The sequence below is a fragment of the Acinetobacter sp. ANC 5378 genome (assembly GCF_013004315.1).
Taxonomy (GTDB): Bacteria; Pseudomonadota; Gammaproteobacteria; order Pseudomonadales; family Moraxellaceae; genus Acinetobacter.
The window spans coordinates 1-2,698 of record NZ_JABERK010000083.1; the positions used below are offsets into that span (position 1 = coordinate 1).

The window sequence follows — 2,698 nt, forward strand, 5'->3', positions numbered from 1 at the left end:
AATGACTCCAGATGAGTTTTACTATGACCAGCTACCACAACAAAATAAGGTAGCTTAACTAGAGCAGAGTATCACTTATAAATAAGCTTTTAGTTGTTCAAACATGTGGGACCACCTCTAATAAAGTCATTGATTTAAGCTATGACGAAACATTTACTCATCCTCGAACGGGGGTAGTCTTTAAAGTATTAAAGAGGAATATGTTTAAGCTATAAGGATAAACTCGAGTTCTTTCCCAAGCTCCATCTTGGATAGTGGGATGAATACTTTAAATGAAAAGATGAAAAGTTCATGTGAAATGGGCTTTTTTGTACTAGAGCCTGTCATCAATTAGCTTGAGAAAATCTAACCTGTCCTCATTATTTTTTCATGACTAAACGCTATGCATTAAGAGATGATCAGTGGGAACAGATTAAGGATCTGTTGCCCGGACGAGCGAGTACTGTTGGAGTAACTGCCAAAGACAACAGGCTATTTGTTGAAGCAGTATTGTATCGGTATCGTTCAGGTATTCCGTGGCGAGATTTACCAGAACGCTTTGGGGATTTTAGAGTCGTGCACACTCGCTTTAGCCGTTGGGCTAAAGCAGGCGTATGGCAGAAAGTTTTTGAAGTGCTATCACATGAAAGTGATAATGAATATGCCATGCTGGACTCAACCATTGTGCGCGCTCATCAACACAGTGCCGGAAAAAAAAGAACAGGCAATCGGACGCAGTAAAGGTGGCTTAAGTACCAAAATTCATGCCCGTACTGATGCTTTAGGCAACCCAACAGGATTTTATCTCACTGCCGGGCAGGCTCATGACTTAAATGGTGCTGATGTGCTGCTGGACTTATCGTTAAGTCAGACTTGGCTCATGGATAAAGCCTACAATTCCAAGGATCGAGTGATTGATCCAATCCATAAGATCAATGGTCAGATCGTGATGCCGTCCAAAAGTAACGCGATTGATCAGCGTGATTATGACGCACATCTTTATAAGGCAAGACATCTGATCGAGAACTTCTTCGCCAAGCTCAAGCAGTATCGAGGTATTGCTACGCGCTATGATAAATTGGCTCAAAACTTCCTGTCAGCGATCTACCTTGCCTCAATCATGATATGGCTCAATTGATGACACGCCCTAAATATAAATAAATACTTAACAAATATTTTCTAAATTTTAAGAAAGATCTATGCAATATATACAGCTGATGATGAGTGCCCTATTCAATCGTATTTGAAATGTCATCATTGCTTAGAATGGTAGGGAAGTAAGAGTATTGTTAAATCGAAGCCCGGATTTATGGCAGCTTAATTAGAACAAACAAATCAGATGTTGAGTTTGAAAGATATGTCTGTATTCTAGCTGTATAATAATTAAGCGGACAAGGTGGTCCCGAAAAACTACCAGCCTGATCGTTTTCTGTATCTTATTTTAGGTTATTTGTGGAGATGTAAAATGAAATTATCAGAACAGGTAAAACAAGCATTTTTCGATTACATAGACCAAAATTATAAAGTACCCAATTATTTATTAATAAGTCCCGATAGTTATAAAATGTTACTTGAGTAACGCAGTAATTTTATTACAACAACTCCCATGGATACGGGTATTGTGGATATGAAATTTCTAGGGTGTGAAATTGGGGTCGACCCAAATGATGGGCCTTCCTTTGAGTGGAAAAAGAAATAAATTAATTTTTCTTGCGAGAGTTTTTTAATACTTAATTATTCTCGTAATATTTGTATCCTGTTGCAATTAATTATTGCTTATATTTTTCCTTGGTTGTGCAAAAAAAAGAACAATTAGAGACAGGGAATGAGACCATGAGTACAATAGAAATGTTTGTGACTTCATCTTCAACTTTAATGCTTATACTTGTTATATATGTCTTGGGACAAATGGCCAATTAACGTAAAAATTGAATAAAGCCACCTTGGGGTGGTTGTTTGATGTGTAAATTTATTATTTTATTAAATTTGCAAGCCATTAGAACTAAGATGAATACAAAAACAACTTTCAAGAGTAACAAATAGGTTTGATTATTAAATTGTCATTCATTGCTGCAAAAAAAAGGGAGTGTTAGAAAAGCATAAATAGGAGAGAGCCCTTGGAAATGAATGAGTAGATTTGGACCAATCTGGTCATTAGATAAAATGGGAGCTTTGACACTTTTATTTTTAGATGGCTGGAGTGAGCTAAATAGCCTGAGGAAAATATGAAACAGGCCATTATTTATTACAGTTTCCTATAGAAATTCATTGTTGAGATTATTTGCTTCAAACTGAGCAAGCTCGAAATAAAGACGATTAATTAAATGATCGTTGTAGACACAATAATATTAGAAGTTAAATCTGTAATAAAAATCAGTTTGAAAACTCAATTTAAGTAGAAGTTCTTATAAATATGATTAAAAAATGGGTAGAAATACGATTTTTTCGGTAAATTAGCTGAAAAAATAAACACTCATGATAGATATATCATTTTAGGGGTTGCGCCCATTTAGAAACTGTATAGAATACGCTGCATCCCGACGAGATAGACGGAAACGAACAAAGCGCGAAGCGCTGAGTTGTTCAGTTTATCGTGTTGAGTGACTTGTCTCTGACGAAGAGCAAGAAGATCATTAAGAGATTATGAAGAACAACTTGTGTGGATTTTTACTGGTTGATCGATCGAAATTATTTTCATTGATTGATGGTAGAAATTACT

1 pseudogene is annotated in these 2,698 nt (G+C 36.0%); it reads left to right on the forward strand.

What is annotated here, in order from left to right:
- The first annotated feature begins 369 nt into the window (after positions 1–369).
- Positions 370–1,117 (forward strand): annotated as a pseudogene (locus HLH16_RS14910) (IS5 family transposase).
- The last annotated feature ends 1,581 nt before the right edge of the window (positions 1,118–2,698 follow it).